This is a genomic window from Pseudomonas sp. TKO26 (assembly GCF_003225665.1).
Taxonomy (GTDB): domain Bacteria; phylum Pseudomonadota; class Gammaproteobacteria; order Pseudomonadales; family Pseudomonadaceae; genus Aquipseudomonas; species Aquipseudomonas saponiphila.
Genome location: NZ_QKLN01000017.1, coordinates 1 through 24,613, shown reverse-complemented (window position 1 = coordinate 24,613; position 24,613 = coordinate 1). Strand labels below are relative to the sequence as shown.

The window sequence follows — 24,613 nt, the reverse complement described above, 5'->3', positions numbered from 1 at the left end:
CCAGTGCCTTGTATCTTCGCATCCCTCCTCACAGCCCCCGATTGAATTTATTTACGCAACGGCAGCCCAACCGCCAACAGAGCTGCAAGCCCCGTTCTACCTAGGCCGAAGCCTCCTTCAAAGGCGGCTCAAGGACGCTAAGCGATTGAACCGGAAGCAATTTTCAAAATTTAATGATTGACAGAATCTGACCAGCCTGTAGAATTCGGCCCTATCAGACGCGGGATGGAGCAGCCTGGTAGCTCGTCGGGCTCATAACCCGAAGGTCGTCGGTTCAAATCCGGCTCCCGCAACCAAACATCGAAAAAGGCCACTTGAAAAAGTGGCCTTTTTTGTGCGCGCGAGTTTTACCCTGCCCGCCGCTCCTTGCAAAACTCCTTGCCTGTCCATGACTTAAGCTGATCGGCTGGTGTTTCGACGTTAATTTGACCCATTGAGCCATTAACGGTTGACACTCAGTCGTTCGCCTGTAGAATGCCGCCACACAGACGCGGGATGGAGCAGTCTGGTAGCTCGTCGGGCTCATAACCCGAAGGTCGTCGGTTCAAATCCGGCTCCCGCAACCAAACATCAAAAAAGGCTGCTCGAAAGAGTGGCCTTTTTTGTATCTGTTGAAAAAGTCCTTTCGCAACAATGGCCTGAGAAAATGTTGCGAACCGTAAGCGGTGCTTCGACCCTTCAAGATGCGAGCTATGCTCTGTCTCGAGCAACCACCCGGCGGCAAGCGCCCAGGGTCGCCGGGTCACGGTGAGACGCGTTAATATCTGAAACTATTTTTTCTACAGGGATTGGTAACTTGGCTGGATACCCCCATCCTGTCGCGCACAATCCACGAGGTGATTGATGCGCGCCAACATGTCTGATTCACAAGACAGCGATACCACAGCTACCGCCACTCAACCCGTGACAGCCACTCGCTTGCGCTGGCTGGACCTGTTGAGCAAATACCGCCAGCCCCTGGGCCTGGCCGTCACTCTGTTGCTGTTCGCCATTGCCCTGATCGCTTGCCGTCACTTGCTCAGCGAGCTGGACTTCTACGCACTGCACGACTCGATCCTTGAAGTGCCCAAGCCAGCCCTGCTCGGCGCCCTGGGCGCGACCATCGTCGGCTTCATCATCCTCTTGGGCTACGAGTGGTCCGCCAGCCGCTATGCCGGGGTCAACCTGCCCGGTCGCACCCTGGCCCTGGGTGGCTTTACCGCCTTCGCCATCGGCAACGCCATCGGCCTGTCGCTGCTGTCCGGCGGCTCGGTGCGTTATCGCCTGTACGCGCGCCACGGGCTGGGGGCCTCAGACGTCGCCCACATGACCCTCTTCGCCAGCCTCTCCCTGGGCTGCGCCCTGCCACCGCTGGCGGCCCTGGCCACCCTGAGCAACCTGCCGGCAGCTTCGGCGGCCCTGCGCCTGCCGGAGAGCCTGTTGGCCGGCATCGCCCTGGCCATCCTGTTGCTGGGCGCGGTACTGGCCGTCGGCATCTATCGTCGACGCCTGCCGGAGCAGCCCCTGCGCGACAACCTGCTGGTCCGGGTCGGACGCCGTACCCTGCGCCTGCCCGGGCGCCGCCTGACCTTCCTGCAACTGATCATCACCGCCCTGGACGTCGCCGCAGCCGCCACAGTGCTCTACCTGCTGCTGCCAGAAGCACCGCCCTTCGGCGCCTTCCTGCTGGTCTACCTGCTGGCCCTGGCGGCCGGCGTACTCAGCCACGTGCCGGGTGGTGTCGGGGTGTTCGAAGCCATCCTGCTGGCAGCCTTCGCCAACAAGCTCGGCGCCGCGCCCCTGGCCGCCGCACTGCTGCTGTACCGCCTGATCTACGTGGTGCTACCGATGTTGGTGGCCTGCGTCCTGCTGCTGATCAACGAAGCCCAGCGCCTGTTCCAGACCCGCCAATCGCTGCGGGTAGCTTCCGGCCTGGCAGCACCGATCCTCGCGGTGCTGGTGTTCCTTTCCGGCGTGGTCCTGCTGTTCTCCGGCGCCACCCCGGAAATCGACACCCGCCTGCAACACATCGGCTTTCTCATTCCCCATCGCCTGGTGGACGCCTCGCACTTCGGCGCCAGCCTGATCGGTGTGCTCTGCCTGCTACTGGCCCAGGGCCTGCGGCGGCGCCTGTCGGCAGCCTGGATGCTCACCACCATTCTGTTGCTGGTGGGCGCCCTGCTCTCGCTGCTCAAAGGCTTCGACTGGGAAGAAGCCTGCTTGATGACCCTCACCGCCAGCCTGCTGGCAGTGTTCCGACGCTCGTTCTACCGTCCCAGCCGCCTGACCGAACTGCCCTTCTCGCCGCTGTACCTGGTGGCCAGCGTTTGCGTGCTCGGTGCCTCCATCTGGCTGCTGCTGTTCGCCTATCAGGACGTACCCTACAGCCATCAGCTGTGGTGGCAGTTCACCCTCGACGCCGATGCTCCCCGGGGCCTGCGCTCGCTGCTGGGCGCCGCGGTGCTGTTGCTGGTGGTGTCCCTGACCTGGCTGCTGCGCACTGCGCGCCCGGTGATCCACCTGCCCACCCGTGACGAGCTGGACAAGGCGGCGCAGATCCTCATGGCCTCGTCCCAGCCCGATGGCGGCCTGGCCCTGACCGGCGACAAGGCACTGCTGTTCCACCCCAACGACGATGCCTTCCTCATGTACGCTCGCCGTGGCCGCAGCCTGGTGGCGCTATATGACCCCATCGGCCCGCCCCAGCAACGCGCGGAAATGATCTGGCAGTTCCGCGACCTGTGCGACGTGCATCACGCACGCCCGGTGTTCTACCAGGTCCGGGCGGAAAGCCTGCCCTACTACATGGACATCGGCCTGACCGCGATCAAGCTCGGCGAAGAAGCCCGGGTCGATCTCAAGCGCTTTGATCTCGAAGCCAAGGGCAAGGAGATGAAGGACCTGCGCTACACCTGGAACCGCGGCACCCGCGACGGCCTGTCGCTGGAGATCCACGAGCCCGGGCAAGCGCCGATGGACGAGCTGAAGGTGATTTCCGACGCCTGGCTGACCGGCAAGAACGTTCGCGAAAAGGGCTTCTCCCTGGGCCGCTTCAGCGATGACTACCTCAAGCACTTCCGCATCGCCATCATCCGTTTCGAAGGACGCCCGGTGGCCTTTGCCAACCTGCTCGAGACTTATAGCCATGACCTGGCCAGCCTCGACCTGATGCGGTCGCACCCGGATGCGCCGAAGCTGACCATGGAATTCATGATGGTTGGCCTGATCCAGCACTATAAAAATCATGGATACGCCCGCTTCAGCCTGGGCATGGTGCCGCTGTCCGGCCTGCAGCCCCGGCGTGGCGCGCCGCTGACCCAGCGTCTGGGCTCGATGGTGTTCCGCCGTGGCGAGCAACTGTATAACTTCCAAGGTTTGCGCCGCTTCAAAGACAAGTTCCAGCCCGACTGGGAACCCCGTTACATGGCTGTGCCAGCCGGGCTTGACCCGCTGGTGGCACTGGCCGACACCGCCGCCCTGATCGCAGGCGGCCTGACTGGATTGGTGAAACGCTGATGATTCAACGCTCTTGGCGGTATCTGCTGGCCACACTGGTGGTGCTGGCTGTGATTGCGGGTGGCGGCTACTGGTGGTGGAACCGCCCCGCCCCTGAACCGACCCTGGAACAACTGACCCAGGCCGACGGCTCGACCCTGACCCGCGTGACCCCGGGCACCAAGGCCAAGGCCCGGGTGGTGGTGGCCGCGCTGCCTGACGCCACCCTGACCGACAAGCAGCTGCTGGCCCTGAGCCGCAGCGGCGCGGCGCAGATCGTCCAGGTGGTCCTGCCCAAGGACGACTGCAAACTGCAGGAACAAGCCCTGCAAGGCGCCCTGCCCCAGCTCAGTGGGCCGGCCACCCTGGTCAGCGGCATCGGCCCGGGCGCGGCGCTGGCCTGGCGCTGGATCGCCACCCAGAGCGACGACAAGGCCCAGGCCGTGTCGGTTGGCTTCACCATCAACCCGGCGCCCGGCTGCACCGATCCGCTGCCCAAGACCCTGGCCCACGGCCACTGGCTGGTAGCCTGGAACGACAACCCGGACGACGAAAGCGCCGGCTTCGTGCGTGACACCCCCAACGCCACCACCAGCATCAGCGATTACGACATCCACCTGCCCCAGGTGCTGAACAACGAGCTGCGCAAGCTGCTGGTGGGTTCGGAGAACGGCGGCCTCAGCATCCCCGTGGTCGAAGTCCCGGCCGGCCAGGCCAAGGACACCGTGACCCTGTTCCTCTCCGGTGACGGCGGCTGGCGCGACCTGGACCGCGACGTGGCCGGCGAGATGGCCAAGATCGGCTATCCGGTGGTGGGCATCGACACCCTGCGCTACTACTGGCAGCACAAGACCCCGGAACAGAGCGCCATCGACCTCACCGAGCTGATGCAGCACTACCGGCAGAAGTGGGGCACCAAGCGCTTCGTGCTGACCGGCTACTCCTTCGGTGCAGACGTGCTGCCGGCGATCTACAACCGCCTGCCGGAAGCCGAGCAACAGCGCATCGACGCCATTATCCTGCTGGCTTTCGCCCGCACCGGCAGCTTCGAGATCGAAGTCGAAGGCTGGCTGGGCAACGCCGGCAAGGAAGCGGCCACCGGCCCGGAAATGGCCAAGCTGCCTGCGGCCAAGGTGGTGTGCATCTATGGCGTGGAAGAAGTCGATGAAAGCGGTTGCACCGACAAGACTGCCGTCGGTGAAGCCATGAAGCTGCCAGGGGGCCATCACTTCGACGAAAACTACCCAGCACTGGCCAAGCGCCTGGTGGATGCCATCGAGAAGCGTCAGGTCAAGGATCAGGCTACTGCTCAAGAGTGAGCTGAGCCTCGCTCCATAAAAGCCCCCGCAGCCTTGAAGCTGTGGGGGCTTTTTTACATCAGCTGCCCCGTTGAAGACGGCTTGATTGCGGATGACTCCCGCGCAGCTTGTAGGCAAACTCCGAGAGTTGCGTAAGGGGTGCGTTTTGGGCACTTTGCTGCCTTGTTGGCCTTGGCTTCGACGGGCTAGGCTCCGGGAGTCGCTGAGCATTTAGTGACCGGGCTTGGAAACCCGAAGAGTTAAGAGCAACAGCACCCCATCACAACTGCAGCGGCTTAGCGCTGCAGTCCTGTGTTATGGCGGCTGTGCGTGGGACGCTTTTGGGCGTGCCGGTTCTTAACTCCCGGTTTTCCAACCTGCGCATAGCTGCCACCCATTCGCTTGGAAACGAACGTGGCAACTTCTTTGAGTTAAGGAGTATGACCATGAGCCAAACAAGTACGCCTGCACCTCATGAACTGAAAACCGTCGGCCTCACCCCTTTCATCTACCGTTCCGACCTACCGCTGTTCCAGGTCTGCCCCGGCCTCCCCATTGGCGCCGCCCTGGCCCAAGCCTCCGACCTGCTGTCTCTGGCCAAGGCCTTCGCCGAAGACGCCGCCTACAGCAAGGACAGCGACCGACACGCCTGGGCGGCGCACTACCTGACCGCCATGGGCAAGGCGGTGGTGGACGATGTGGTGCAGGCGCTCGCTGCGTAACGCGCGAGGGGTGATCTCGCGAAAGCGTTCTGTTATCGGTATTGATGTTGGCTGTCGGGCCGTTATCGCGAGCAAGCTCGCTCCTACAGGGGCCGTGAAATGAAAAAGCCCCCGCTGCCGCAAGGCAACGGGGGCTTTTATGGGCTCAGGCTTATATCTCGACCTGGGTGCCCAGTTCGATCACCCGGTTCACCGGCAGCTTGAAGAAGCGCAGGTTGCCGTTGGCGTTCTTCAACATGAAAGCAAACAAGGCTTCGCGCCAGCGGGCCATACCTTCGAGCTTGGAGGCGATCACCGTCTCGCGGCTGAGGAAGTAGGTGGTGCGCATCGGGCTGAAGTCCAGCTCGTCCAGGTGGCACAGCTTCAGGGCTTCCGGCACGTCAGGCTCGTCGGTGAAGCCAAAATGCAGGATCACCCGGAAGAAACCTTCGCCGTAGGCATCCACCTCGAAGCGCCGCTGGGCGGGCACCCGGGGAATGTCTTCGTAGACCACGGTCAACAGCACCACTTGCTCATGCAGCACCTGGTTGTGCAGCAGGTTGTGCAACAGCGCGTGGGGCACGGCGTCCGGGCGGGCGGTGAGGAACACCGCGGTGCCCTGGACCCGATGCGGCGGCTGCACGCGGATGCTGCCAATGAAGATCGGCAGCGGCAGGCCGCCTTCGTCCAGGCGATCCACCAGCAGTTCCTTGCCGCGTTTCCAGGTGGTCATGAGGATGAACAGTACGATCCCCGCCAGCACCGGGAAGGCACCGCCCTGAACAATCTTCGGCACGTTGGCAGCGAAGAACAGCCCGTCCACCAGCAGGAAGCCCACCAGCACCGGCACCGCCAGCACCGGTGGCCATTTCCATAGCAGCAGCATCACCGCCGACACCAGGATGCTGGTGATCAGCATGGTCCCGGTCACCGCCACGCCGTAGGCCGAGGCCAGGGCGCCGGAGGACTCAAAGCCCAGCACCAGCAGGATCACGCCCACCATCAGCGACCAGTTCACCGCGCCGATGTAGATCTGCCCTTGCTCGGCACTGGAGGTGTGCTGGATGTACATGCGCGGGATGTAGCCCAGCTGGATCGCCTGACGGGTCAGGGAGAAGGCACCGGAAATCACCGCCTGGGAGGCGATCACCGTGGCCAGGGTCGCCAGCACCACCAGCGGGATAAGGGCCCAGCCCGGCGCCAGCAGGTAGAACGGGTTGCGCGCGGCGTCGGGGTTCTCCAGCAGCAGCGCGCCCTGGCCGAAGTAGTTCAGCACCAGGGCCGGCAGCACCAGGGCGAACCAGGCCCGGGCAATCGGCTTGCGACCGAAGTGGCCCATGTCGGCATACAGGGCCTCGGCGCCGGTCAGCGCCAGCACCACGGCGCCGAGAATGGCCACGCCCATGCCTGGATGGACGATGAAGAAGCGCACGCCCCACACCGGGTTCAGTGCCTGCAACACTTCAGGATGCTTGAGGATGCCATTGACCCCCAGGCCACCCAGCACCAGGAACCAGGTCACCATGACCGGGCCGAACAGCTTGCCGATGCGATCGGTGCCGTGTTTCTGGATCAGGAACAGCGCCACCAGCACCACCAGCGCCATGGGCACCACCCAGTGCTCCAGGCCGCTGAACGCCAGCTCCAGCCCTTCCACCGCCGACAATACCGAGATCGCCGGGGTGATCATGCTGTCGCCATAGAACAAGGCAGCGCCGATCAAGCCGAGGATCACCAGCACCGAACGCAAACGCGGATAAGCGCCGGACGCACGTCGAGCCAAAGCGGTCAGGGCCATGATGCCGCCCTCGCCCTGGTTATCGGCCCGCAGGATGAACAGCACGTACTTGATCGAAACGACCCAGACCAGCGACCAGAAAATCAGCGCCAGGATGCCGAACACCCCATCGTGGTTGACCTGAACGCCATAACTGCCGGAAAACACTTCTTTAAGGGTATAGAGCGGGCTGGTGCCGATATCGCCATACACCACCCCGACCGCCGCCACCAGCATCCCCAGAGGCTTGACCCCGGAGTGCTCGCCACTCGCCGCCTGACTACTTGCCTGACCCATCAATGACTCCTACTACCAAGACCGGGGCTTCTTATATAGAAAGCGCAAGGTTATACAAGGGCTATTCTCTAAACTTGTGCAGTTTCCCATGTAACTTGCAGGTTTTTATTACCACTGGGTGCCTAACTAACGGCGCATGAAAACCACCGGGCATAACGCGAAGAAGCATAGTCCAGCGCTCGTCGTATTTCCCCTGCATAAAGCTGGTCAAGCGCCTCGACCATCGCTAGAATTGCGCACTTTTTGATCAGAGGCGCAGCCAGCGCCCAAGCGTCGCACTTGCCCCCCAAGTGATTCGACACCAATACCGAGGTTAGACATGTCCACCCCCTCCGCGCCGGCCAACCCGAAAGTCGGCTTCGTATCCCTGGGTTGCCCAAAAGCTCTGGTCGACTCCGAGCGCATCCTCACTCAACTGCGCATGGAAGGCTATGACGTGGTGTCGACTTACCAGGACGCCGATGTCGTGGTGGTCAACACCTGCGGTTTCATCGACTCGGCCAAGGCCGAATCCCTGGAAGTGATCGGCGAAGCCATCAAGGAAAACGGCAAGGTCATCGTCACCGGCTGCATGGGCGTCGAAGAAGGCAATATCCGTGACGTGCACCCAAGCGTGCTGGCCGTGACCGGCCCGCAACAGTACGAGCAGGTGGTCAACGCCGTGCACGAAGTGGTGCCGCCAAAACAGGACCACAACCCGCTGATCGACCTGGTGCCGCCACAAGGCATCAAGCTGACCCCGCGGCACTACGCCTACCTGAAGATTTCCGAAGGCTGCAACCACAGCTGCAGCTTCTGCATCATCCCGTCGATGCGCGGCAAACTGGTCAGCCGCCCGGTGGGTGATGTGCTCGACGAGGCCCAGCGCCTGGTCAAGTCCGGGGTCAAGGAACTGCTGGTGATCTCCCAGGACACCAGCGCCTACGGCGTCGACGTCAAGTACCGCACCGGCTTCTGGAACGGCGCGCCGGTGAAGACCCGCATGACCGAGCTCTGCGAGGCCCTGAGCACCCTGGGTGTGTGGGTGCGCCTGCACTACGTGTACCCGTACCCGCATGTGGACGAACTGATTCCGCTGATGGCCGCCGGCAAGATCCTGCCGTACCTGGACATCCCGTTCCAGCACGCCAGCCCGAAAGTGCTCAAGGCCATGAAACGCCCGGCTTTCGAAGACAAGACCCTGGCGCGGATCAAGGCCTGGCGCGAGATCTGCCCGGAGCTGATCATCCGCTCGACCTTCATCGTCGGCTTCCCCGGCGAAACCGAAGAAGACTTCCAGTACCTGCTCAACTGGCTGACCGAAGCCCAGCTGGACCGAGTCGGCTGCTTCCAGTACTCGCCGGTGGAAGGCGCGCCGGCCAACGACCTGGACCTGGAAGTGGTCCCGGACGAGGTCAAGCAGGACCGTTGGGAGCGCTTCATGGCGCACCAGCAGGAAATCAGCTCGGCGCGCCTGCAACAGCGCATCGGCAAGGAGATCGAAGTGCTGATCGACGAAGTCGACGAGAATGGCGCGGTAGGCCGCTGCTTCTTCGATGCCCCGGAAATCGACGGCAACGTGTTCATCGATGGCGCCGGCGACCTGAAGCCGGGTGACAAGGTCTGGTGCCGGGTCACCGACGCCGACGAATACGACCTCTGGGCCGAAACCCTGTAAGGCGTAAAAAAACTGCCAAGCCCCGCTCTCGTCACGAGATGCGGGGCTTTTTTCGGTCTATCGTTAGCCCTTGCCAATCACCTCAGGGGCACACCGCATGCGCCACCACCCGGTCATCCACACTCCCAAACTCAGCGACTACCCGGAACTGGTGCGCGTCTGGGAAGCCTCGGTGCGCGCCACTCACGACTTTCTACCGGACAGCTATGTAGCGCTGCTGCGCAACCTGGTACTGACCCGCTACCTGGACGCGGTGATGCTGATCTGCACCCGCGACCCACGCCAGCGCATCACCGGATTTGCCGGGGTGGCGGCGGGCAAGATCGAGATGCTGTTCATCGACCCGGCCCATCGAGGCCAGGGCCTGGGCCGACAATTGCTGCGCTACGCGGTGGAGCACTTGAACGCCTATCAGCTGGACGTCAACGAACAGAATCCCCAGGCCCTGGGCTTCTACTTCAAGCAGGGGTTCGAAGTGGTCGGCCGCTCGGAGCAGGACGGCATGGGCCAGCCCTACCCACTGCTGCACATGCGCCTGAAGCAGCCACAGCTGCAAGCCCTGCGCGGCTAAAAGCCACAGCGGGCAAATGGACCCGCGATTAACCGGCGCCAGGCAGGTACAATGGCCGCCCTCTTTTGTTACGGCCCCTGACATGACTGACCCGATTCGTCTCTCCAAACGCCTCATCGAACTGGTCGGCTGCTCTCGCCGCGAGGCTGAGCTGTTCATCGAGGGCGGCTGGGTCACCGTAGACGGCGAAGTCATCGACGAGCCGCAGTTCAAGGTCGGCGCGCAAACGGTCGTACTCGACCCCGAGGCCAAGGCCACCGCTCCAGAGCCGGTGACCCTCCTGCTCAACGTGCCCGCCGGCCAGGATCTGGACAGCGCCATGCAGTCCATCAGCGCCGACAGCCTGTCCGAGGAGCACCGCTACGGCAAACGTCCGCTGCGTGGGCATTTCCTGCGCCTAAGCGCCAGTGACGACCTGCAACCCAATGCCAGTGGCCTGCTGGTGTTCACCCAGGACTGGAAGGTGCTGCGCAAGCTGACCGCGGACGCGGCCAAGATCGAGCAGGAATACGTGGTCGAGGTCGCAGGCGAGATGATCGACCACGGCCTCAACCGCCTGAGCCACGGCATGACCTACAAGGGCCGCGAACTGCCGCCGGTCAAGGCCAGCTGGCAGAACGAAAACCGCCTGCGCTTCGCCATGAAGAACCCGCAGCCGGGCGTGATCGCCCTGTTTTGCCAGGCCGTCGGCCTCAAGGTCGTCGCCATCCGCCGCATCCGTGTCGGCGGCGTATCCATCGGCAAGGTGCCGCTGGGCCAGTGGCGCTACCTGTCGGCCAAAGAGAAGTTCTAAAGCCGCCCCCATTCAGACGCCGTGCCCTGGCACGGCGCTCAACACGCATCGATCAGGACAGTAACCATGATTCATAACGATGTACTGCGCAGCGTGCGCTACATGCTCGACATCAGCGACAAGAAGGTCGTGGACATCATCAAGCTGACCGGCTTCAAGGTCAGCCTGGACGAGGTTGTCAGCTACCTGAAGAAGGACGAGGAAGAAGGCTTCGTGCACTGCCCGGACGAAGTCATGGCGCACTTCCTCGATGGCCTGGTGATCTTCAAGCGCGGCAAGGACGAAAGTCGTCCGCCACTGCCGATCGAACTGCCGGTGACCAATAACATCATTCTGAAGAAGCTGCGGGTGGCCTTCGAGCTCAAGGAAGAGGACATGCACGCGGTGCTCAAGGCCGCCGACTTTCCAGTGTCCAAACCAGAACTCAGCGCACTGTTCCGCAAGTTCGGCCATACCAACTACCGCCCCTGTGGCGACCAGTTGCTGCGCAACTTCCTCAAGGGCCTGACCCTGCGTGTTAGAGCTTAAAACAGCTGCAAGCTTCAAGCTGCAAGTTCAAAGCTTGCGGCTTGTAGCTCAAGGCTTGAGGCTTGCCAAATGACCTACAGCGTTTCCCCCATCGGCTTCGTGCGCTCCTGTTTCAAGGAGAAGTTCGCCATCCCGCGCCAGCCGCAACTGGCGCCGGCCGCTCGCGGCGTACTGGAACTGGTGGCGCCCTTTGATCAGGGTGATGCGGTGCAAGGGCTGGAGCAGGTCAGCCATGTCTGGCTGCTGTTCCTGTTTCACCAGGCCCTGGAGGACAAGCCGCGGCTCAAGGTGCGCCCGCCGCGTCTGGGGGGCAACAAGTCCATGGGGGTCTTTGCCACCCGCGCCACCCACAGGCCCAACGGTATCGGCCAGTCGGTGGTCAAGCTGGACAAGGTCGAGGCCAACCGCCTGTGGATCTCCGGCATTGACCTGCTGGACGGCACGCCGATCCTCGATATCAAGCCCTATGTGCCTTACGCCGATATCATTTCTACGGCGAGCAATGACATCGCCAGCGCCGCGCCACAGATTATTCCGGTGCAGTGGCAGGATAACGCCCTGCAACAGGCTCAGATCCACGCTCAGCGCCTCCAGGAGCCTCTGGTGGAGTTGATCGAGCAATGCCTGGCCCAGGATCCGCGTCCGGCCTATCAGGTGCCCACTGCCGAGCGGGAATACGGCGCGCAGTTCTGGGACCTGGACGTGCGCTGGCATTACCCCGAGCCGGGGCTGATCCGGGTGCTGGAAGTGGTCCCGGCGAGCTGAACCCCGGAAACGAAAAAGCCCGCGTTGCCTGGGAAGGCAACGCGGGCTTTTCTGTGTCTGGGAGCAGGTGCCCAGTCAGCATGAACAGGCTGACTGGACAGGCTTCGCGAGCAAGCTCGCTGCTACTTTTCGACGAAGGCGCGTTCGATCAGGTAGTCGCCCGGTTCGCGCATGCGCGGCGAAACGGTCAGGCCGAAGCTGTTGAGCACTTCGCTGGTTTCTTCCAGCATGCTCGGGCTGCCGCACAGCATGGCGCGGTCGTCCTGCGGGTTGATCGGTGGCAGGCCGATGTCGCGGAACAGCTTGCCGCTGCGCATCAGGTCGGTGAGACGGCCTTCGTTCTCGAACGGCTCGCGGGTCACGGTGGGGTAGTAGATCAACTTCTCACGCAGCGCTTCACCGAAGAACTCGTTCTGCGGCAGGTGCTCGGTGATGAACTCGCGGTAGGCGACTTCGTTGACGTAGCGTACGCCGTGGCACAGGATCACTTTTTCGAAACGCTCGTAGGTTTCCGGATCCTGGATCACGCTCATGAACGGCGCCAGGCCGGTGCCGGTGCTGAGCAGGTACAGGTGCTTGCCCGGCTTCAAGTCATCCAGCACCAGGGTGCCGGTGGGCTTCTTGCTGATGATGATCTCGTCGCCTTCCTTCAGGTGCTGCAGCTGGGAAGTCAGCGGACCGTCCGGAACCTTGATGCTGAAGAATTCGAGATGTTCTTCCCAGTTCGGGCTGGCAATGGAGTAGGCACGCATAAGCGGACGGCCATTGGGCTGTTGCAGGCCGATCATCACGAACTGACCGTTCTCGAAGCGCAGACCCGGGTCGCGGGTGCACTTGAAGCTGAACAGAGTGTCATTCCAGTGATGAACACTGAGGACACGCTCGTGGTTCATGTTGCTCATGTATGGGGGCTCCTAGAAATTGCCTGCGCTGACCATGAGCGCAATTGCACAGCATTCTAATGGCGGCGACAATATCTGTTAACTGGATTATTAAGATAAGGGTTATCGGTTATATCGATATGCGATTTACTCTCCGTCAACTGCAAGTCTTCGTCGCCGTCGCCCAGCAAGAGAGTGTTTCTCGTGCTGCGGGGCTGCTCTCCCTATCGCAATCGGCCGCCAGTACCTCGATCACCGAGCTTGAGCGCCAATCCAGTTGCCAGCTGTTCGACCGTGCCGGCAAGCGCCTGAGCCTCAACGCCCTGGGCAAACAGCTTTTGCCACAAGCGGTGGCGCTGCTGGACCAGGCCAAGGAAATCGAGGACCTGCTCAACGGCAAGTCCGGCTTCGGCTCGCTGTCGGTGGGCGCGACCCTGACCATTGGCAACTACCTGGCCACCCTGCTGATCGGCAGCTTCATGCAGGTACACCCGGAGAGCCAGGTGAAGCTCCATGTGCAGAACACTGCGCATATCGTGCAACAGGTGGCTCACTACGAAATTGATCTGGGTCTAATCGAAGGCGACTGCAGCCACCCGGATATCGAGGTGCAGACTTGGGTCGAGGATGAGCTGGTAGTGTTCTGCGCGCCCCAGCATCCACTGGCCAAACGCGGTCACGCCAGCATGGAGGAGTTGACCCACGAAGCCTGGATTCTCCGCGAACAGGGCTCAGGAACCCGCCTGACCTTCGACCAGGCCATGCGTCACCACCGCAGCGCGCTGAATATCCGCCTGGAACTGGAGCACACCGAAGCCATCAAGCGTGCGGTGGAGTCGGGATTGGGAATTGGCTGCATCTCCCGCCTGGCGCTGCGCGATGCCTTTCGCCGCGGCAGCCTGGTGCCGGTGGAAACGCCGGGCCTGGATCTGGCCCGGCAGTTCTACTTCATCTGGCACAAGCAGAAGTACCAGACCTCGGCCATGCGCGAATTTCTCGAACTGTGCCGTGCCTTTACCGCCGGGGTACAGCGCAGCGACGAGATCGTCCTGCCGAGCATTCCTTAGATCAGGATCACTGCCCAGACGATAGTGATCATGCTCAGGGCGACAAACTGTGCCGCGCTGCCCATGTCCTTGGCGTTCTTGGACAGTGGGTGGCGATCCAGAGAGATTCGATCGATCGCCGCTTCCACCGCCGAATTGAGCAACTCGACGATCAGCGCCAGCAGGCACACGGCAATCAGCAGCGCGCGCTCGACCCGGCTGACATGGAGCAGGAAGCTCAAGGGAATCAGGATCACGTTGAGCAGCACCAGTTGACGAAAGGCTGCCTCGCCGGTGAAGGCGGCGCGCAAGCCATCGAACGAATAGCCGGCGGCGTTAAGGATGCGTTTAAGACCGGTTTGACCTTTGAAAGGCGACATAAGCAGGGCAACTGAAGAAAAAGGAGTGGGGAAGCTAGTTCAACCAAAGTCAAAAAAGCGTGAACCAGCCGCCGGTTAATGGCTGGAAATTGACTCAAGTTGTTGCAAAAGCAAGGCCGCCTGGGTGCGGGTACGAACCCCGAGCTTGCGGAAGATCGCCGTCACGTGGGCCTTGATCGTGGCTTCCGAGACACCCAGTTCGTAGGCGATCTGTTTGTTCAGCAAACCTTCGCAGACCATGGTCAAGACCCGGAACTGCTGGGGCGTCAGACTGGCCAGGCCTTCGCTGGCGGCCTTGGCTTCTGCCGAGACACTGACTTCTTCAAACGCCTGGGGCGGCCACCAGACATCACCGTCCAGCACACTGCGCACCGCCTGTTGAATGACTTCCAGGGAACTGGACTTGGGAATGAAACCGCTGGCCCCGAACTCGCGGGAACGGACCATGACGGAGGCTTCTTCCTGGGCCGACACCATCACCACCGGAATCTGCGGGTATTGCCCGCGCAGCAGCACCAGGCCGGAAAAGCCGTAGGCGCCGGGCATGTTCAGATCCAGCAGGACCAGGTCCCAGTCGGCTTTTTCGGTCAGGCGGGTTTCCAGTTCGGCGATGCTCGCCACTTCCACCAGACGCACATCAGGCCCCAGGCCCAGGGTGACGGCTTGATGCAGCGCACTGCGAAACAGCGGGTGGTCATCGGCAATCAGGATTTCGTATGTGGCCATTTTTCAAATGATCCTGTTTTTCATGGCAGGACTGATGCATTCAGCCCTCATCCAGGCAACACGAGTGCTCGCCAGAGTGCGACACCCAAAGAGCACGAACACCGCGAAAAGCCTGAGCAAAACGGTGGTTCAAACAGCGCTGGCGCCCTAATCGGCGCCAAGCATGCCCAGCGCAGCCGGGGTGGTCAAGCGTGAAGCTTTGCGGCATCTTTGCCGGCTAACTAATAAGAGAGCCATCATGCGAAGCCAAGCCTTGCGTGCCGATGTCCTGATGCTGATCACCGCTGTCATCTGGGGATCGGCGTTCGTTGCCCAAACCTCCGGCATGAATCATATCGGTCCCTTCCTTTATTCCGGACTGCGCTTCGCCCTGGGTTCACTCTGCCTGCTACCGCTGGTCCTGCGCAGGGCGGCGGCCGATCGCCCTGCCGAACCGCTGCTCAATCGCGGCCTGCTGATGGGCGGCATGCTCATGGGACTGGCCCTTGCCCTGGGGATCAATCTGCAGCAGGTCGGGCTGTTATTTACCAGTGTCACCAATGCTGGGTTCATCACCGGGCTTTACGTCATTGTAGTGCCGCTGCTGGGATTGCTGATTGGCCACAAGACCGGCCTTGGCACCTGGATCGGCGCGGTGCTGGCCGTGGTAGGGATGTTCCTGCTGAGCGTCAGCGACGGCTTTCAGGTGGCCTCTGGCGACTGGCTGCAACTGATCGGCGCCTTTGTCTGGGGCGGGCATGTGATTCTGGTGGGGGTATTCGCCAGCCGCCATGACCCGATTCGCCTGGCCTTTCTGCAATTTGCCACCTGCTCGGTGGTGAGCCTGATCCTGGCGCTATGTCTGGAGCCGATTCGCTGGAGCGCAATCGTCGAAGCCGGTCCAGCCATTGTTTATGGCGGGGTGATTGCCGTCGGTGTCGGCTACACCTTGCAGGTGATCGCTCAAAAGGATGCGATAGCCTCCCACGCCGCGATCATCCTCTCCCTCGAAGCCGTGTTCGCCGCCATCGCCGGAGCCTGGCTGCTGGATGAATCGCTGCAGATGCGCGGCTATTTCGGCTGCGCCCTGATGCTCGGCGGCATGCTGGTAGCCCAGCTATGGCCACAGAAACCCCAGGCAAGCGCTGCCGCTACACAAAAGGCTTGAGCCGGGAGTGCACTTCATCCTCGGGATCGATGGCCTTCTGGAACTTCGCCGACAGGTAATGGGTGCTGAACACATCAAGGTAAGCATCAAGCACCTGGCTGACCTGCTCGTCCCCCGCCAGCTCCAGGCATAACGCGGCCACCTCGGCGGTACAGAAGTGGTCGTCGCGCTTGGAGCGGCGCAGTTTGTAGCGCGAAAGCTTCTCGGACGACAGGCTCAGGACCGGCAAGTGCTCAAGATACGGGCTCTTGCGGAACATCTTGCGTGCTTCGCTCCAGGTGGCGTCCAGCAGAATGAACAGCGGGCGCTTACCTGCTTGCAACCGGACCTCACTGACCACCCGCTCGGGGGCCACGAACTCTCCAGGGAACACGATGTAGGGCTGCCACTGCGGATCAGCCAGCAAGGCCAGCAACTGTGGATCGACCTCGGTACGGGACCAGTGGAACGCCCAGGTGTCGGCAATCACATCGGCGATCAACCACCCGGTATTGCTCGGCTTGAGCGGCTCCACATCGTGCATCACCAGGCACATGGCCGACTCGGCGCTGACCTTTGGCCGCCAGGCGCACAGGCAATGACTGGGAATCACCCGGCAGCGCGGGCAACGCTCGGCTCGCGAGCCTCGGGCAAAAAAGGGTTTGACCACACGAGCCATACGCAGATCACGTAGGCGGGATACCGCGTGGCTCATCGCAGGCCACGCCGGCAAAGGGCAGGAATCAACACGTAAAAAACTCAAGGCAGGAAAAAGTCGGACAAGTTTATCAGAGCTATCTGTTCAAACCTGTACCGCCTTCCTGGCTCTCCCCCTATAATTCGTCGCCACTGAACGCACAGTCGAGTGACTGGTCGAAGCTTCAGTCATTGCACCAGGAGAGTTTCATGTTGCGCTTTACCATCCCTACCGTCGCCCTTCTGCTCGCCTTGCCTCTGGGCGTTCAGGCTGCGTCTTTGCAAGAGTTCGAACTGAGCAAAATGCTGGAGAAGGTCGCTGCGGAAAGCAACGTCGGCACTCCCCGGGAAATCAACGAAAACATCCTCGATCAGGGGTATACCGTTGAAGGCAAAGAGCTGATCAACCACCTCAGCGTCCAGTCCGGCCACGCCACCCAGATGCGCGCCAATCCCAAGGCGGTCTACCTACAACTGGGTGCCAGCGTCTGCCGCAACCCCAACTACCGCAAGCTGATGGCCAAAGGCGCAATCATGCGCTACGAATTTACCGAGAACCGCACCAATCGCCCGGTAGCCTCGGCACGCTTCCAGGAATCGGACTGCCCCTCGCAGAACCCCCCCAAGAAGAAGTAATCAAGAGCGGGCCGCGCGTCTCTGCAGATCCTCGGCGCGCAACTCCGCCACCAGGGCTTGCAGATATCGCGAGTGCGGCTCCTCCCCTGCCAGGCGCCGCCGGCACTCTTCCTCAAGGCTCAAATCATGGGCCGCCGCAGCGGCTTGCAACAGCTGGTACAACTGCGGATCGATTTCCAGCACAACAGTGGTCATCCCTTGCCTCCTTGCCCATGGCTGGCACGAATGAACGCCTGCGGTCCCTTCCCGGACCCAGCGCTGTAACTTAGTAAATCAGGGCTACAGCCCCCTGCCGCCGCGCCCGACCAATGGTGTAGAAGCCGCTCAGTTCATCAAGAAGCGATTGCCAGCCAAGACTTTATGGGCACATGATCAGGTCATGTCCGAAGGTTCCCATCAACGGTTTGAGGACGGTTCAGGAGACCGCCCTGGTGCGTCTTGCAGTGCAATTGTTTTCTCAATAAAGGAAAGCAGAACCTCTGTGGATACCTCGATTGCCGCCCAGCGACGGTCAGCGCAATCGGCTCAGGAGAATTGCTCGCACGCTGGGCTGAGCAAGCAGCGACACAGGCAGTGTCGTGGCACATTCGAATACCTCGAACGTGCACAAGGTTCTGTGCAGAAGGAGAAGCTGAATGCCTTACCAATCGAATGACCTGTTAACCCGTCATTTTCAGAGCAAGGGCGCCGACCTCACGAGCCAGGTCGAAGCGCAACTCAACCAGATTGCCCCCAACAGCCCGAATATCCCTCTTTATCACGATATGGTTCTCACTGTCCTGCGCATGGCCGAGGACGACCTCAATCGCTGGAACGCCAAGATCACTCTGCAAGCCCTGCGTGAACTGGAACATGCCTTCAGAGTCCTGGAACAGTTCAAGGGCCGACGCAAGGTGACAGTGTTCGGCTCGGCGCGAACCCCCAGCGAGCACCCGCTGTATGCCATGGCCAAGGAGCTGGGCGCAGCCCTGGCACGCTCGGACCTGATGGTCATCACCGGTGCCGGAGGCGGCATCATGGCTGCGGCCCATGACGGCGCGGGCCTGGAGCACAGCCTGGGATTCAACATCACCCTGCCCTTCGAACAACATGCCAACCCGACTGTCGGCGGCACGGAGAACCTGCTGTCATTCCACTTCTTCTTCACTCGCAAGCTGTTCTTCGTCAAGGAAGCGGATGCCCTGGTGCTCTGCCCCGGTGGATTCGGCACCCTGGATGAAGCACTGGAAGTCCTGACCCTGATCCAGACCGGCAAAAGCCCCCTGGTGCCAGTGGTGCTATTGGACGTACCTGGCGGGCAATTCTGGCAGGGCGCCCTGGACTTCATCCGCAACCAGCTGGAAGCCAATCGCTACATCCTGCCCAGTGACCTGAAGCTGGTGCGTCTGGTGCATAGCACCGAAGACGCCGTCAAAGAAATCCAGCATTTCTACGCCAACTTCCACTCCAGCCGCTGGCTGAAGCAAGAGTTCGTCATTCGCATGCACCACTATCTCGATGAACAGGCGCTGGCACAGATGCAGGCGGAGTTCTCCGACCTGTGCCTCAGTGGCCGGTTTCAGCAACATGCCTACCGTGGAGAGGAGCACGATGAAGCGCAATTCAGCCATTTGATACGACTGTCGTTCACTTTCAACGCTCGCGACAATGGCCGCCTGCGGGAACTGATCGACTTCATCAACCTGCCGCAGAACTGGGCCAGACAGCCCCCCAAGGCTCACCAAAGCGTGAGAGAAACCAGCAACGCCAACTGATCCGCTGGCATCACGCAGCGGGTACCGCCTCAGTCATCCAGCCCTCGGCCGCTCAACAGGCGGCCGATCATGTCCATGGAGTAGCCGCGATAACTCAGAAAGCGCCCTTGCTTAGCCCGCTCCCGGGCATCCGCAGGAAACTGCCCGGCAAACTTGCGCTGCCAGACCTCTCGCAACTGCTCTTGCCAGTCGATACCGCACTCACGCAGTGCAAGATCGATATCACCTCGCTGCAAGCCGCGCTGGCTGAGTTCTTCGCGAATACGCATTGGCCCGTAACCTGAGCGGGCACGGTAGGAAACAAAGCTTTCGAGATAACGGGATTCGGACAGCAATCCCTCTTCCGTCAAACGATCCAGGGCTGCTTCGATCATTTCAGGAGGGGCGCCGCGCTGACGCAGTTTACGCGTCAGCTCGACTCGACCGTGCTCGCGTCGCGCGAGCAGGTCCATTGCAGTTCGCCGCACCGCGACGAGGGTATCGAGTACGGCGATCATTGGATCAATCAGATATCAGCGTCGGCCATATCATCTTCGGTCTCTTTGACCGGATTGGCTTTGACGTCTGGCGAACCGGTCAGCAACTTATCGCGGATTTGTTTTTCCAGCGCGTTGCCGATTTCCGGGTTGTCCTGCAGGAACTTGGCCGAGTTGGCCTTGCCCTGACCGATCTTGTTGCCCTGGTAGCTGTACCAGGCGCCAGATTTTTCCAGGAAACCGTGCAGTACGCCCAGGTCGATGATCTCGCCGTTGAGGTAGATGCCCTTGCCGTAAAGAATCTGGAACTCGGCCTGACGGAACGGCGGAGCCACCTTGTTCTTGACGATCTTGACTCGGGTTTCGCTACCGACCACCTCGTCGCCTTCCTTCACCGCGCCGGTACGACGGATGTCCAGGCGAACCGAAGCGTAGAACTTCAGGGCGTTACCACCGGTGGTGGTTTCCGGACTGCCGAACATCACGCCAATCTTCATGCGGATCTGGTTGATGAAGATCACCAGGCAGTTGGCGTTCTTGATGTTACCGGTGATTTTACGCAGCGCCTGGGACATCAGGCGGGCTTGCAGGCCCACGTGCATGTCGCCCATTTCGCCTTCGATTTCAGCCTTGGGCACCAGGGCCGCTACGGAGTCGACGATGATCACGTCAACCGCGTTGGAGCGCACCAGCATGTCGGTGATTTCCAGGGCCTGCTCGCCGGTATCCGGCTGGGAAACCAGCAGATCGTCGACATTCACACCCAGCTTGCCAGCGTATTCCGGATCCAGCGCGTGCTCGGCGTCGACGAAGGCACAAGTGGCACCGGCTTTCTGCGCCTGGGCGATGACCGACAGGGTCAAGGTGGTTTTACCGGACGATTCAGGACCGTAGATTTCAACGATACGGCCTTTTGGCAGACCGCCAATGCCCAGAGCGATGTCCAGGCCCAGAGAGCCGGTGGAAATGGCCGGGATCGCCTGACGGTCATGATCGCCCATACGCATTACGGCACCCTTGCCGAATTGACGTTCGATCTGACCCAGGGCCGCAGCCAAGGCTTTCTTCTTGTTGTCGTCCATTAAAGTCCTCACGTAATCAATAAGGCCTGACGGCCAACACCTGTATAAGTAGCCAGTATTATTCCACAGCGCTCAAGGATCGCCTACCCCTGATTTGCGATTTCTGCTGCGGCGTGTTGCAGCAGCCCCTCTAGCGCGGCCTTCACCGTTTGTCGGCGGACCTCATCGCGATTCCCGGGGAAGTGCCGGCACTCGGCAGTCAGTGTCTCTCCCGCGCCCCAGGCCAGCCACACGGTACCCACCGGCTTTTGCGCGGAACCGCCATCCGGCCCGGCGATACCACTGACCGCCACGGCGAAACGCGCATGACTCTTGGCCTGCGCCCCGCGGACCATGGCTTCGACAACCTCGCGACTGACCGCACCGACCGAATTGAACAAATCGGCCGGCACATTCAATTGCAGGGTTTTCTGACGATTGGAATAGGTGACATAACCGGCCTCGAACCAGGCCGAGCTGCCCGGGATCCGCGTGATTGCCTCGGCAATCCCACCACCGGTGCAGGACTCCGCCGTGGTGACATGAGCATTCAGAACCTGCAGACGCCGGCCGAGTTCAGCGGCAAGCTGGGTAATTTCTTTCACAATCCTCTCCTGATGGGGCTGGCGTGTGCTTACCGTACACCAGCAAAGACGGCTTGCAAGTGACAAGCCGTCAGGAAAACCAACGGCTCTGGAACACGGCTTCAGACCAGGAAGCCCCAAACAACAGGAAAGCGCTCGCGCAAGATCGCGAAGCTGGATACACAGCTCAGGCCAGCAAATCCCAAGTCAACGCGATTGCACCACCCGGAGTGGATGCATATGCCCACAATGCCTGGCCTGCGGGAATACGGATCGGGTAAGGCATGACAATCTCGGAGTCACTGCCGGAGATACTAGAGCCGTTACCCGAGAAGATGATGGCCGCATTGGCGATGGAAGACCCGGTCGGTCCCACATACAGATCGACGACACCGGTGGAGGTCTTGATCAACCCCGTCTGGATGATCAGGCCACCGGTGTTTTGGGCCGCCGAAACGATCTCCACAACGCCTTTTGGGAATACGGTAATGAAATGTTTGCCCATGGTTACTGCGTTCATATTTTTCACCTTTGCATGGAAGTAGCGGTCACGGAAAGTGCCGTTTTCATGTCGCTCAAAGGCGATTGCCCAAGGCTCGAGGCCTTCACGTGATTCAAGGTTCCGCAGCGGGAACATTTGATCTGCAGCTCGGTAAACTCACCCACCCGGGCGAGAAGTCGTTTGCAATGACCGCATCTGCATTCTTTTAACATCGACAAGTCCATTTGATTTCAACTGCCCCACACCGCCGCAGCGATCCGTTTCATAAATGTCTCAACGCCGTCAGTGCATCGCCGGAGCACCTTGCATCAGCGCCTGAGACTCCCGTACCCACTGCTGCAACGCCCTCAATTGCTCGGCGTTGGCATGGCATTGGCTGTAGTTGTCGACGACGCTGACGGCGACGGTAGAGAGTGCAAGGCCCGAGGCGGCGTCATCAGCGACGCCGGGGCCTGCGGCCACGGGCAGGTTGGCGGCGCCGGCGTCGTGCACCCGGACAAAACCACCAGGCACAACACAGGCGTTATCAGCTGCTTTCGAAACATGGATCGGAACCTCCTTGGTGATAGTGGCGCCCGCCTGATAGACCTTGACGACGCGATCGACGTACTCGACCACCACCTTCTCCTTGACCCGACCCAACGCCTGGCCCTGCTCGAAGGATTGTTGCAGTCGAGCCTCGTCCAGGCGCTGCTGCTTACTGCGTTCGCTACCGGCACCGCTGACGAAGCCAAGTGCATAGAGCAACCCAGCCACGACCGCGATGGCCAGCCAACTGCGGATATTCATCACGCCCTCCCTTGACCGATATGAAATGCATCAAGCGACCTGCAAAAATCCCTGTAGCCGCTGCCGCAGGCTGCGAAAAGGTCCGCAGGACCTTCCCTCCAGGTCCAATCGCAGCCGACGGCAGCGGCTAAAAAAGCTGCCCGCCTCTGCATGAACTCAGACCACGGGCAGGCACAACACCGCCCGCGCCCTGGCCCAGAGTTGCAGACGATCCTGCAGCCCGTTCAAACCGCCATTGATGCGGCGGGTGATGCTGTTGAACTCATCGCGATCGGCCAGGGCATTGAGCCCGCCGCGCTCCCAGAACCAGGCCGCCGACTCAGCGGCCCATTGCGGCTGCTCCAGCAGCTCCGGCAGCTCCAGCAGGCGCTCATCGCCAAACAGCCCGAGGCTGCACTGGCGATAGTTGCTGCGCCCGGTGATCTGGATCAGCCCGCGCCCGCGATACCGCTGGCCGTCGCCATCGACTTCTGGGGTATTGCCCAGGCGTGCCGCGAGCGTGCCGGTGTCGTACTTGCTCAGGTATTGATCACTGCCCAGCTCGCGCACGTATTGCAGTTGCCCGGATTCGTGACCGATCTGGGCCAGAAAGGCCGCCTGACGCTTCGGCGTATCGATCTGCCGATGAGCCATGGCGGTGTTGAGTGGAGAAACAAAAACGCCCGCTTGGCGGCGGGCGTTAGGCATGATTTGTTGCAGTTGTAGTTCGGTGATTGGCATACACAATCTTCAATCAGAAAAGAAACCATCCCAGTGAAAAGGGGTGTCTATTGGGTTTGTTCAGTGATCCGCAGCGGTGCAACCGGGCGATATTGACTATCGGGAAAGTTGGGAGACTGCGGCCAGTCGCGCAGCAATTGGATATAGCTAATCAACTCCTTAAATTCATCATTATTGAGAGTTGCAACCACACCGTTTTCGACTTGGTCGCGATGCCGCTCACGAAGCCACATGACTGCAGATAGCTGAGCATCACGCCAACTCCGTTCTTGTGAAGGGAGGTCAATGCTTGGCTCAGGAGCATCTACCAAATAAGGCAACCCGCTATCGTCATGAACTCGAATTTTTCCAGGTTCTGGATTACCGATCACCGACAGATACAAATCTTCCGACACTTCAACTACATCTGCTGGTAGTACCGAGTGCATTCCAACCAAATAAGTTGTCCCGGTACTTGGACTATAAAAACGTTTCACTTACACCCCCTATCAGAAACCGATCGCAATATAGTTCGCAGGCTGATTCGCCGATACGCCATTAAAAACCTTACAGAATGCTGTAAAGGAGGATTGAGTTTTTGCGGTAACCGTCAACCCATACTCATTCATCGCAATGGCAGAGGCGACATTAGAGATGACAACAAAACATGCATTGGGAAATGCAAGCGGATAAGAAGTTGTTTGCGCTGCAGCACTCAAGGGAAGAGTATTGCCCCATTGGATAATTACACCTCCTAACCAAGAAGGAAGAGCCACATAGCCATTTGCAGCAAGGCTAATAGAGAAACCAAGACGTAGTTGTCTCGGCGTCACGATTTTCGAGGCACTGCTTCCAACGTTTATGTCAGTTTGACTGGCTATCAATGCTGTACCTCGATTGGTTTCAGTGGCTTGAGCAGCCAAAGGAACCAGTGCAGCAACATCGATATTTCCCTGATTGGTCGGCGCGTTCCAGGCCTTGATGCACCACATAACCGCCAGGTTGCGAGGGCGGGTCTCATCAGCTGTACGAGCTACTCGAGAAGCATCAAATGTAAAGCGGGGCCGTGTTGATGCGTAGGCAACGCTTTCACCCTGCCCCCCGCCGTCCTCTAAAGTAAACGCCCCTGTTGCTGAGTTTAAAGGCCCAAACGCCGTATACACCGTCATGGTACCGGTGATGTTCTGCAACGCATCCATCTGGCCACTGCCAAGCGTTCGCCCCGTATCCACCCCCCCCCCCAGATCCCCACCCCCCCAAAAACCCCCCCCCCCCCCCCGCCAACAGAAAGTGCCCCCCCCCCCCCCCCCCGCGGGGGTGGGCGCTCCCCCCGCAACCCCCCCAACACGGCGCGGCGCTCTGCGCGTCCCAGCTGCCACCCCCTCCATGAATACCC

Annotated in this window: 27 protein-coding genes and 2 tRNA genes; 14 read left to right on the top strand and 15 right to left on the bottom strand. The window is 60.8% G+C overall.

Annotated elements, in window-relative coordinates; translation table 11 throughout:
- Positions 1–219 precede the first annotated feature (219 nt).
- From DNK59_RS21435 to DNK59_RS21415, 5 genes are all read left to right on the top strand, one after another.
- Positions 220–296 (top strand) — tRNA-Met (locus DNK59_RS21435).
- Between the two features lie 193 nt (positions 297–489).
- Positions 490–566: transfer RNA gene (locus DNK59_RS21430), tRNA-Met, on the top strand.
- A gap of 277 nt (positions 567–843) precedes the next feature.
- Entirely contained in the window at positions 844–3,495 is a 2,652-nt protein-coding gene (gene mprF, locus DNK59_RS21425) for a bifunctional lysylphosphatidylglycerol flippase/synthetase MprF (protein ID WP_110724524.1), read from the top strand.
- Positions 3,495–4,793 carry a virulence factor family protein gene (locus tag DNK59_RS21420; RefSeq protein ID WP_110724523.1) on the top strand — a complete coding sequence of 433 codons (1,299 nt, stop codon included), beginning with the start codon at positions 3,495–3,497 and terminating at the stop codon, positions 4,791–4,793. The genes mprF and DNK59_RS21420 overlap by 1 nt, the downstream gene beginning before the upstream one ends.
- Before the next feature lie 425 nt (positions 4,794–5,218).
- Positions 5,219–5,494, top strand: a complete 276-nt coding sequence (locus tag DNK59_RS21415; RefSeq protein WP_110724522.1) for a DUF3077 domain-containing protein — start codon at positions 5,219–5,221, stop codon at positions 5,492–5,494.
- 151 nt (positions 5,495–5,645) lie between these two features.
- On the opposite strand, the gene DNK59_RS21410 is transcribed toward DNK59_RS21415, so the two are convergent.
- Entirely contained in the window at positions 5,646–7,487 is a 1,842-nt protein-coding gene (locus tag DNK59_RS21410; RefSeq protein WP_371921013.1) for a potassium transporter Kup, read from the bottom strand.
- 379 nt (positions 7,488–7,866) lie between these two features.
- On the opposite strand from DNK59_RS21410, the gene rimO reads away from it, so the two are divergent.
- The 5 genes from rimO to tsaA all read left to right on the top strand — a co-directional run bounded on the left by rimO (position 7,867) and on the right by tsaA (position 11,861).
- Positions 7,867–9,204: a 30S ribosomal protein S12 methylthiotransferase RimO gene (gene rimO / locus DNK59_RS21405; RefSeq protein WP_047284184.1), complete on the top strand. Its 1,338-nt coding sequence runs from the start codon at positions 7,867–7,869 to the stop codon at positions 9,202–9,204.
- Between the two features lie 97 nt (positions 9,205–9,301).
- A complete protein-coding gene (locus DNK59_RS21400) occupies positions 9,302–9,775 on the top strand; it encodes a GNAT family N-acetyltransferase (protein WP_110724520.1) in 474 nt (157 codons plus the stop codon).
- Positions 9,776–9,857: 82 nt separating this feature from the next.
- Positions 9,858–10,568: an rRNA pseudouridine synthase gene (locus tag DNK59_RS21395; RefSeq protein WP_092320175.1), complete on the top strand. Its 711-nt coding sequence runs from the start codon at positions 9,858–9,860 to the stop codon at positions 10,566–10,568.
- A gap of 66 nt (positions 10,569–10,634) precedes the next feature.
- Positions 10,635–11,096: a DUF1456 family protein gene (locus tag DNK59_RS21390; RefSeq protein WP_092320173.1), complete on the top strand. Its 462-nt coding sequence runs from the start codon at positions 10,635–10,637 to the stop codon at positions 11,094–11,096.
- 69 nt (positions 11,097–11,165) lie between these two features.
- The gene (gene tsaA / locus DNK59_RS21385; protein ID WP_110724519.1) at positions 11,166–11,861 is read left to right on the top strand and encodes a tRNA (N6-threonylcarbamoyladenosine(37)-N6)-methyltransferase TrmO; all 696 of its coding nucleotides are present in this window, start codon (positions 11,166–11,168) and stop codon (positions 11,859–11,861) included.
- A 122-nt stretch (positions 11,862–11,983) separates the two neighbouring features.
- On the opposite strand, the gene fpr is transcribed toward tsaA, so the two are convergent.
- Entirely contained in the window at positions 11,984–12,763 is a 780-nt protein-coding gene (gene fpr, locus DNK59_RS21380) for a ferredoxin-NADP reductase (RefSeq protein ID WP_016966062.1), read from the bottom strand.
- 119 nt (positions 12,764–12,882) lie between these two features.
- Between fpr and DNK59_RS21375 the strand changes: the two genes are divergently transcribed.
- Positions 12,883–13,809 (top strand): LysR family transcriptional regulator, encoded by a 927-nt coding sequence (locus tag DNK59_RS21375; RefSeq protein ID WP_016966063.1) that lies wholly within the window; start codon positions 12,883–12,885, stop codon positions 13,807–13,809.
- Here DNK59_RS21375 and DNK59_RS21370 read toward each other — a convergent pair.
- Both DNK59_RS21370 and erdR read right to left on the bottom strand, forming a co-directional pair.
- Positions 13,806–14,174, bottom strand: a complete 369-nt coding sequence (locus DNK59_RS21370) for a diacylglycerol kinase (protein WP_177431284.1) — start codon at positions 14,172–14,174, stop codon at positions 13,806–13,808. The genes DNK59_RS21375 and DNK59_RS21370 overlap by 4 nt on opposite strands.
- 69 nt (positions 14,175–14,243) lie before the next feature.
- Positions 14,244–14,894 (bottom strand): response regulator transcription factor ErdR, encoded by a 651-nt coding sequence (gene erdR, locus DNK59_RS21365; protein ID WP_092320169.1) that lies wholly within the window; start codon positions 14,892–14,894, stop codon positions 14,244–14,246.
- A 238-nt stretch (positions 14,895–15,132) separates the two neighbouring features.
- On the opposite strand from erdR, the gene DNK59_RS21360 reads away from it, so the two are divergent.
- Positions 15,133–16,041, top strand: coding sequence for a DMT family transporter (locus DNK59_RS21360; protein WP_110724518.1), 909 nt, complete (start codon positions 15,133–15,135; stop codon positions 16,039–16,041).
- Here DNK59_RS21360 and DNK59_RS21355 read toward each other — a convergent pair.
- Positions 16,025–16,735 carry a tRNA-uridine aminocarboxypropyltransferase gene (locus DNK59_RS21355; RefSeq protein WP_092320165.1) on the bottom strand — a complete coding sequence of 237 codons (711 nt, stop codon included), beginning with the start codon at positions 16,733–16,735 and terminating at the stop codon, positions 16,025–16,027. The two genes, DNK59_RS21360 and DNK59_RS21355, sit on opposite strands and share 17 nt — an antisense overlap.
- Positions 16,736–16,926: 191 nt before the next feature.
- Here DNK59_RS21355 and DNK59_RS21350 point away from each other — a divergent pair, with 191 nt between their 5' ends.
- Positions 16,927–17,352 carry a quorum-sensing-regulated virulence factor family protein gene (locus DNK59_RS21350; protein WP_110724517.1) on the top strand — a complete coding sequence of 142 codons (426 nt, stop codon included), beginning with the start codon at positions 16,927–16,929 and terminating at the stop codon, positions 17,350–17,352.
- Here DNK59_RS21350 and DNK59_RS21345 read toward each other — a convergent pair whose 3' ends face one another.
- Complete coding sequence (locus DNK59_RS21345; RefSeq protein ID WP_060837813.1) at positions 17,353–17,547, bottom strand: hypothetical protein; 195 nt, start codon at positions 17,545–17,547, stop codon at positions 17,353–17,355.
- Positions 17,548–17,987: 440 nt separating this feature from the next.
- Between DNK59_RS21345 and DNK59_RS21340 the strand changes: the two genes are divergently transcribed.
- Positions 17,988–19,106, top strand: a complete 1,119-nt coding sequence (locus DNK59_RS21340; protein WP_110724516.1) for a TIGR00730 family Rossman fold protein — start codon at positions 17,988–17,990, stop codon at positions 19,104–19,106.
- 29 nt (positions 19,107–19,135) lie between these two features.
- Here DNK59_RS21340 and recX read toward each other — a convergent pair whose 3' ends face one another.
- The 9 genes from recX to DNK59_RS31700 form a co-directional block, all read right to left on the bottom strand.
- Entirely contained in the window at positions 19,136–19,603 is a 468-nt protein-coding gene (gene recX, locus DNK59_RS21335; RefSeq protein ID WP_110724515.1) for a recombination regulator RecX, read from the bottom strand.
- A gap of 8 nt (positions 19,604–19,611) precedes the next feature.
- Positions 19,612–20,664, bottom strand: coding sequence for a recombinase RecA (gene recA / locus DNK59_RS21330; protein WP_092320155.1), 1,053 nt, complete (start codon positions 20,662–20,664; stop codon positions 19,612–19,614).
- Positions 20,665–20,747: 83 nt separating this feature from the next.
- Positions 20,748–21,248: a CinA family protein gene (locus DNK59_RS21325; protein ID WP_092320153.1), complete on the bottom strand. Its 501-nt coding sequence runs from the start codon at positions 21,246–21,248 to the stop codon at positions 20,748–20,750.
- Between the two features lie 166 nt (positions 21,249–21,414).
- Positions 21,415–21,747: a hypothetical protein gene (locus DNK59_RS21320; protein ID WP_110724514.1), complete on the bottom strand. Its 333-nt coding sequence runs from the start codon at positions 21,745–21,747 to the stop codon at positions 21,415–21,417.
- A gap of 5 nt (positions 21,748–21,752) precedes the next feature.
- Positions 21,753–21,941 carry a Com family DNA-binding transcriptional regulator gene (locus tag DNK59_RS21315; RefSeq protein WP_110724576.1) on the bottom strand — a complete coding sequence of 63 codons (189 nt, stop codon included), beginning with the start codon at positions 21,939–21,941 and terminating at the stop codon, positions 21,753–21,755.
- 70 nt (positions 21,942–22,011) lie between these two features.
- The gene (locus tag DNK59_RS21310; protein WP_110724513.1) at positions 22,012–22,518 is read right to left on the bottom strand and encodes a hypothetical protein; all 507 of its coding nucleotides are present in this window, start codon (positions 22,516–22,518) and stop codon (positions 22,012–22,014) included.
- Positions 22,519–22,674: 156 nt separating this feature from the next.
- Positions 22,675–23,238, bottom strand: coding sequence for a glycoside hydrolase family 19 protein (locus DNK59_RS21305; RefSeq protein WP_110724512.1), 564 nt, complete (start codon positions 23,236–23,238; stop codon positions 22,675–22,677).
- Positions 23,239–23,285: 47 nt separating this feature from the next.
- A complete protein-coding gene (locus tag DNK59_RS21300; protein WP_256596532.1) occupies positions 23,286–23,714 on the bottom strand; it encodes a phage tail assembly chaperone in 429 nt (142 codons plus the stop codon).
- Between the two features lie 12 nt (positions 23,715–23,726).
- Positions 23,727–24,416 carry a hypothetical protein gene (locus DNK59_RS31700; RefSeq protein WP_158288758.1) on the bottom strand — a complete coding sequence of 230 codons (690 nt, stop codon included), beginning with the start codon at positions 24,414–24,416 and terminating at the stop codon, positions 23,727–23,729.
- Between the last annotated feature and the right edge of the window lie 197 nt (positions 24,417–24,613).